A 6,838-nucleotide genomic window follows, 5' to 3' on the forward strand; every position below is an offset into this window, starting at 1 on the left:
TGGCGTGCATCCGTGACGCCCCGGCGCCTGCCTTTTGCCCGACTCTAAGGCGCTTGGCGAGGAGATTCAAGCCCGCCCCGGCGCGCGGGTTCGCTATACCCCGGACCATTGGAAACCGCGCGGAGATCTTTCGCATGAAAACTCGTTTTTTCACCTTTTTGACTGCTTTTTCGCCCCTCTCCCGGGCGCTGCTTGCGCTTGTCGTGGTGCTCGGCGCGCTCGGTTCAGAGGCGGCTGCGCAGGTGCGCATCGAGCATGGCGGGCAGAGCCCCTTCTACCTCAGCCCCACCAACGGCTACCCGGGTTCGAGCACGGAGCTGCGCATCGGGTCGCGCTACGAGGCGTTTGAGGACGGCGTGCGCCGCTTCGGTCTGATCAGCTCGGTGAGCGTGGACTGGGGGGATGGTTCGCCCGCCCAGGTTCTCTCGCGCGACTCCGTGACCACCCACCAGTACGGCACTCGCGAGCCTGACGGGACGATCTCGCCGAACATCGCCACGCGCTACCGCCTGCGCCTGACCTTCTACACCACCATCGGCGTGTACACCGAGTACGCGTTCTACCGCCTGTGGGTCTCGCGCGAGAGCGCGATGGGGCGCGGGCGCGGGCGCACGCTCATCGACAGGCCCGAGGGCGGGGAGTGCTCCGAGCACCGCGTGCCTGGGCTTGGCTGCGTCTACGAGACGAGCATGATCGAGCACGAATCCGGCCCCATGTGCCCCTCCAACGCGGTGCCTGGCGCGGATCTCGGCCTGGCGGGGGAGTGCTACATGATCCTCAACTACACCGGCCCCGGGCAGCGCCCGCCGGGTGGCAGTTACACGCCGGATTACCGCTACGCGGACCAGTAAGGCCGCGCCCGGCGCCTTGCCTGCGGGAGGGGGTGTTGAGGGCCATCCCTGGCCTTCGGATCAGGCGGGCCTGCGCCCGGTTGGCGAGAGAAGAGGGCTCTTCTCGGCGCGCCCTGCCGCTTTGGGGGAGAGGCTGGCGGGTCGCGTGCGCGCAAGGCCGCGCCTGCTGGGGGGCTTCCTTCCCCGCTCAAACCGATCGGTGTTCAGTCTTCGCTGGCGGTGCAGCAGCCCCGAAAGCCGGGGTAGTTCTCCACCACCTGCGCGCATTCAGGGATCTGCGGGAAATCATAGCCCATGCGCGCGTTGATATCCTCGCAGGCCCTGTCGGAGAGCACCACCTCGTTGCTTGCCACGTAGCCGTCGAGCACGCCCTGTCCGGAGTTCCAGCCCTGGGGCAGGGCGGTGAGATAGCGCGGGATGAGCTCCTCGACGCCCTGCGCGGTACGCCCCTCCTGGATCTTGAAGAGCAGCGCCGCGCCGGAGATCTGATTGGCATCGTTGACGATCTTCGCCGCCGCGGCCTGATCGGTGCGATCCGTGTAGGCCGACCCGCCATAGTAGATACTCACCATCGCGAGGGCGGCGAGCAGGGCGATCGAAATCATGGTGATGATCAGGGAAAACATGCCAAATTCACTCCTTTTCGGCTTTCTGCAAGAACGTATAGGGAAAACCTCCCGCACTCCCCCAGCGCCAACCCCGCACCCCCGCGCATCCCCTGACTGCGCTCCACCCCTCGCCGCGCCCCTCAAGGGCCGTGGTAAGGGGCGAAAGACTCGAAGCCGCGCGCAATACTCGACACCCAAGGCCACCCAAGGCAAGCCCGCCTCCACCGGATCAAACCGAAAAGAACCGCCCCCGGCCGCACGCGCCGGATACGCGCACCCAAGCCCGCCCCGGGCCCGCACAGGCAGCTCCCAACACGCCTCAAGAAAAGAACAAAGACCCCTATACCCCCATACGGGAGCATCCCCCTCGAAAGAGAGCCCCACGCCCCCATACCACCCCCACGGGAGTACTGCGCCCCATACGGGAGAGAGCAGGGAATAACCACGATCACCCGCAACCCTTCACCCCCATACGGGAGCCGTACCGCCTCTCAGGCCATGCACAACAGACAGCCCGCCGGGTCAAGGACAAGACAGAGGGAGGGGGAGAGGGGACAAGGTAAAGACACATACAGCCTCGCCCTCCGGGGGAGAGAAAGACGCCCAGGCTCTACGCGCTCCCACCCCCACCCGCGACACCCCGCATACCCACAGGCCACGCCACCGCGCCGGACAATAGGAGCCCGGGAACCTCTAAACTGGTATCGGCTAAAGGGACCGAAAGCAGACGGGAGATACTCTCATTGCGGGCCTCCCTAACCCGTTGCGGCGAAGCCGCGCCACTCCCGCCCCGGCCAATACCCGGCCCATACCCAAACCCCAATACCCCCGACCCCTGACAAGGCCCCGACAGGAAAACCACCCCCCGGAACCCACCCCACGCCCCAACACCCCAACGCCCCGCCAGGGATATACCTCCCGCACGGGGGGGGAGCAGACAAACACCCCCGCCGTTCTCCCCGAAGGGTATTCCCCTCATGCGAAGCCCCCTCACGCCTTCCACCTCCCGGCCCATACCCCACACCCAAGAACGCACCCGATAAAGCCCAATACCTCCGCGCAAAGACCCCATACCTCCCACCCCAGCGCCCCGGCCAATACCTCACGCAGCAAACGCCCCGGCTCCACCCAATACCTCCCCGGCGCCACGCAAGGGCAGGTTAGATGCGCGCAAGAAATACCCCAGACGCAGCGAGACCTCGGAAGGCCCCCTCGGGCAATAGCAGCCCGGGAACCCCTCACCTGGCATCGGCTAAAGAGACAGAAAGCAGGCGGGAGCAGCTGGGATTTCGGGACTTTCTTAGCATCCGGCGACAGCCGGACAGGAAACCCTCCGGCCCAATGCCCAGCCCAAAACCACCCCGCCAGGGCAACCCGCCACCCGAACCCGCATGCCCCCCCGGCAAGGCCACGCCCCACCCGAAGACCTCACCCGTACGCTCCAGCCCCGCCAATACGCCCCGACCTCACCCGTACGCCCCGGCCACACGAGAACGCCCAGGCCTCACCCGTACGCCCCGGCCACAACCACCCTCGAGCACAGCGCCCCTTCAACCCGCCCGGGTCCCCCCCTTCGACCCACACGGGCGCGGTTTTGGCCCGCAAGGGCCCGCAGAGCCATACCGCCCACACGGGGGAAGCCCATCCCTCCCGCCTACACGCCCCACCCCATACCTCCACGGCAAACGCCCCAGCCCCCACCCAACACCTCCCGGCGCGCTACCGCAGAAGAGCCGGAGAAAGGCGCGAGAGAGCCCCAGGGCCCATGCCCAGACCGGCACCGATCGCCACACCGAGAATTCGCCACCAAACGCCCAGGGCTCCGGCGCAACGACACCTCGGAAGGCCCCCTCGGGCAATAGGAGCCGCGGACGAGAAAAACTGGCATCGGCTAAAGGGACCGGCAGCAGGCGGGACTCGCTGGGATTTCGGGACTCTCTAAAACTACCGGCGCCAGCCGGGCAGGAAACGATCCGGCCAAGTGCCCCACGGTAAACGCCCCGGGATTGTCGCTATACACGAGCGAAGAGGGCAGAACTAGAGGCAATCAGCATCAGAAATCTGGGAGGTCAGGGGGGCGTGGCTGAGGTCCCTAATAATAATCAGTGGTAATCGAGGAGTAGGGGGGTGATTTCCCTGGGATTTTAGACACCACATCCTGATGTCTGTTTCTGATGCGTGAGACATACACCACAACCAAGCACTTGGAGAGAATATGAATCTGATCGACGTGCTGACCAAACTCGAGGATTGGATCGAGCTGGCCAATGAGTTCATCGTGAGCGAGGACTCGGATGTTCGTACCTGGGATGATGGCATCCTCGGGGTGATCCGCACAGACCCGACCAGTGGGAAGCGCACGCTTCACATCGATCGCGGGATCCTGTCGGAGGTCTTGGGGCCGGAACACGAGGAGGCCCTGATTGCGGCCGGCCTGGTGCCCCGCAAGACGGACTACCGCACGAAGTTGGGCGGCAAACGCCGACACACCTTCGACGTGTATCTGGACGACCTGATCGAGACCGCCGAGGAGGTGGTCATCGGTGACAGCAAGGAGCATCACCTGCGTGAGCAGATCAAGGTGCTTCGCAAGGAGATCCAGTTGCTGCGCAGCAGCGCCTCGAACTCCGAGAAGCTCAAAGAGATGATCATGGACACGCTCCAGCAGGCCAAGGCTCGCCCGAAGGCGCGCCCGCTGAAGGTCGCGAGGAAGCGTGGTCAGAATCTCGCCGGCTGGGCCACGCTGTTTCTCAGCGACTGGCACTGGGACGAGTTCGTGGATCCGAAGCAGATCGAGGGGATGAACGAGTACGACCACCAGATCGCGGTGGCACGCGCTCGACGCACCTTCACGACTGCGGCGGATCTGCTGCTCAACCACAGCTCAGGTGCATACCATGAGGGAATCGTGGTGGCGCTCGGCGGGGACATGGTCTCGGGGATGATTCACGAGGAACTGCGCCGCACCAACGACGCGCCGATCACTGAGACCGTGCTGACCATGTCCGATGAGCTCATCTCGGGCATCAAGATGCTCGCTCAGGAGTTCCCCGAGGTGTATGTGCCCGCGGTCGTCGGCAATCATGGTCGCCTTGACCGCAAGCCGACCTCCAAGGGGCGCGTGCAGGACAACTTCGACTGGCTGGTCTACAACCTGGTCGCCCGCGGCCTGGTTGATGTGCCCAACGTGATCATGGGTATCAGCGACGCCACCGATGTTCAGTTCGACCTGTACGACACCACGTTCCGGCTGACGCATGGCGATCAGTTCCGGGGCGGTGGCGGTATCGGTGGCAAGTGGCCGACGCTGATGCGCGGGGATTACCGCAAGCGCAAGCGCGCCGGCAACGTGGGGGATGCCTATGACTATCTCATCATGGGCCACTGGCACGCATACGGGGCCGTTGATGGCCTGATCGTCAACGGGAGTCTCAAGGGGTATGACGAGTATGCCTACACGTCAAACTTCGATTACGAGCCTCCGACCCAGGCCATGTGGGTGACACACCCGGAGTACGGGATCGTCTCCCACCTGCCGATCTACGCAGAGGGCCGTCGCGAAGGCGCTTCGAGCACCTCCATTCGCCTCGGCGACAAGGTCAAGAAAGCCGCGTAGCGGTCATGTGTTCTTTCACCCGGGCCTTGTGCCCGGGTTTTTTTCTCCCCGCATGTCCACACCCTTGATCTATTCGCTACATCCTTGAGCGGTCCGAGACCTTTAAGGAGATTTGAATGCCAGCACCTCGAGTGTTCCTCGCAGAGAAGCCCAGCCAGGGTGGGGATATCGCCCGCATTCTGGGCATCGCCAAGCGCCACGAAGGCTACATCGAAACCCGCTCCGGAGACATCGTGACCTGGGTAATCGGTCACCTCCTCGAGCAGGCCCAGCCAAACGCCTACCGCGAGGAGTGGAGCAAGTGGCGCTGGGAGTTCCTCCCGATGGTCCCTGATAGCTGGCAACACGAGGTGGTCAAGAGCAAGAGCAAGCAGCTCACTGTCATCAAGAAGGCCTTGAAGTCCGCATCCGAGGTCGTCATCGCCACGGACGCCGCACGCGAAGGGGAGTTGATTGCCCGTGAGGTGCTCGAGCATCTCAGGTACAAGGGCAAGACTCGCCGCCTGTGGGCGTCCGCCCTCACCGACAAGGCGCTTCGCGATGCGCTCTCCAACCTTCTCCCGGGCTCCGCGAAGGATGCTCTCTATCAGGCCGCGCTCTCGCGCAGTCACGCCGACTGGCTCTATGGCATGAACCTGTCCCGCGCGGCCACCCTCTCGGTCGGCCACAAGGCCCCTGTCGGGCGCGTACAGACCCCTGTGCTGTCCCTGGTGGTCAAGCGAGACCTGGAGATCGAGAACTTCGTCTCCAGCGATTACTACGAGCTGGAGGCCGAGGTCGAGACCGCCTCCGGACACCGCCTGAAGCTCATGCACGCGCCCAGTGGTGAAAATCGCATCACCGACAAGGCCCTCGCCACGAAGCTGAAAAAGCAGGCATCTGGCGCGCAGGGGCCTCTTCGCGTCAAGAAGACAAAAGGGGCTGATGGCGCGCCTTTGCCCTTCAAGCTCCCGGCGCTCCAGAAGGTCGCTGCCTCCAAGCTCGGCCTGACGGCCCAGCAGACCCTGGACGGCGCCCAGGCGCTCTACGAGGCGAAGGTGATCACGTACCCGCGCACGGATTGCGCTCACCTGGACCCTTCCCTGAAGGATGAGGTCCCCAGGATCCTGGCCGCACTACAGAAAATGTTCCCGAAGCAGTGCGCCACGCTCGAATCCAAAGGGGTCACCCTGCGTGACAGCACCTTCGATGCCAGCAAGCTCACGGATCATCACGGGATCATCCCCACCGGCGAACAACGCCATCTGACCGGTGCGCAGGCAAAACTCTACGAATTGATCGCTATACGGTTCATGCAAGCAATGGCGCCTGATCGGCGCTATAACGCCACGCGCATCGAGATGGATGCCAATGGCGTTCTTTTTCTTGCTACGGGAAAGGAAATCACAGAACCAGGTTGGTCGGCTATCCAAATTCAGTGAAGGAGTGATAATGCAAGTTCAGAGCAATGTCATCGAGGAAGGGCGGAGTATCTACCGATCGCTCACCGGCAGGATCGCGGCGCTGGAGAATTCCAACGCGATCTCGCTTTCAGATCTGCGCTCCGTTTGCGAGGTACTCGACCTTGAGCCGTGGGCCCAGGAGATCGGCATTCCTTCGGAACAGCTTCGACAGCTCAAGGGAATCGCCCGGCGCGGCCTGTTCATGGCCCTGCGCCGAGGCGAGGCAGATGACGCCAATGCTCTGGCATCCGGTTGCTGGGGCATTCAGGATCTATTGGCGGAGGCGTGTCGCCTCCAGGAATCGATCCACGTGATCGACGG

5 protein-coding genes are annotated in these 6,838 nt (G+C 63.9%); 4 read left to right on the forward strand and 1 reads right to left on the reverse strand.

The features are described from left to right. Window positions 1–134: 134 nt before the first annotated feature. Entirely contained in the window at window positions 135–851 is a 717-nt protein-coding gene (locus THITHI_RS0117955) for a hypothetical protein (RefSeq protein ID WP_018234449.1), read from the forward strand. A 203-nt stretch (window positions 852–1,054) separates the two neighbouring features. Here THITHI_RS0117955 and THITHI_RS19995 read toward each other — a convergent pair whose 3' ends face one another. Next, complete coding sequence (locus tag THITHI_RS19995; RefSeq protein WP_018234450.1) at window positions 1,055–1,477, reverse strand: hypothetical protein; 423 nt, start codon at window positions 1,475–1,477, stop codon at window positions 1,055–1,057. Between the two features lie 2,197 nt (window positions 1,478–3,674). Between THITHI_RS19995 and THITHI_RS0117965 the strand changes: the two genes are divergently transcribed. From THITHI_RS0117965 to THITHI_RS0117975, 3 genes are all read left to right on the forward strand, one after another. Then, window positions 3,675–5,075, forward strand: coding sequence for a hypothetical protein (locus tag THITHI_RS0117965; RefSeq protein ID WP_018234137.1), 1,401 nt, complete (start codon window positions 3,675–3,677; stop codon window positions 5,073–5,075). Window positions 5,076–5,191: 116 nt separating this feature from the next. Continuing rightward, window positions 5,192–6,496 carry a DNA topoisomerase gene (locus THITHI_RS19575; RefSeq protein ID WP_156820665.1) on the forward strand — a complete coding sequence of 435 codons (1,305 nt, stop codon included), beginning with the start codon at window positions 5,192–5,194 and terminating at the stop codon, window positions 6,494–6,496. Between the two features lie 10 nt (window positions 6,497–6,506). After that, a partial coding sequence (locus THITHI_RS0117975) for a hypothetical protein (RefSeq protein WP_026186477.1) occupies window positions 6,507–6,838 on the forward strand: 332 nt, incomplete at its 3' end.

The sequence above is a fragment of the Thioalkalivibrio thiocyanodenitrificans ARhD 1 genome (assembly GCF_000378965.1).
GTDB lineage: Bacteria > Pseudomonadota > Gammaproteobacteria > Ectothiorhodospirales > Ectothiorhodospiraceae > Thioalkalivibrio_A > Thioalkalivibrio_A thiocyanodenitrificans.